General features: G+C 51.8%; 1 rRNA gene. It reads left to right on the plus strand.

Annotation, left to right across the window (positions count from 1 at the left end):
• A 23S ribosomal RNA gene (locus tag JDF658_RS12485) occupies positions 1–367 on the plus strand; the annotation flags it as partial.

Here is a 367-nt window from a genome sequence, read left to right on the forward strand (position 1 = left end):
TAGAAGCAGCCATCATTTAAAGAGTGCGTAATAGCTCACTGGTCGAGTGGTTGTGCGCCGAAAATGTCCGGGGCTAAGCCTGTCACCGAAATCGCGGCTTATTCGAGGTTCGAAGTTGGAGGTTCGAGGTTCGAAGCAAGCAGAAATCCTAAGGTCTAAGCATAAAGTAAGGACCCGGGAGGAATGCCAAGATCGAACATCAAACTTCTAACATCGAACTTCGAGTAGGGGTAGGGGAGCGTTCCATGGGCGGAGAAGGCATACCGTGAGGAGTGCTGGAGCGCATGGAAGTGAGAATGCCGGTATAAGTATGCGAAAAGGCAGGTGAGAATCCTGCCCGCCGAAAACCTGAGGTTTCCTGGGGAAG

Origin of the sequence: Carboxydocella sp. JDF658 (genome assembly GCF_002049395.1) — a bacterium.
GTDB lineage: Bacteria > Bacillota.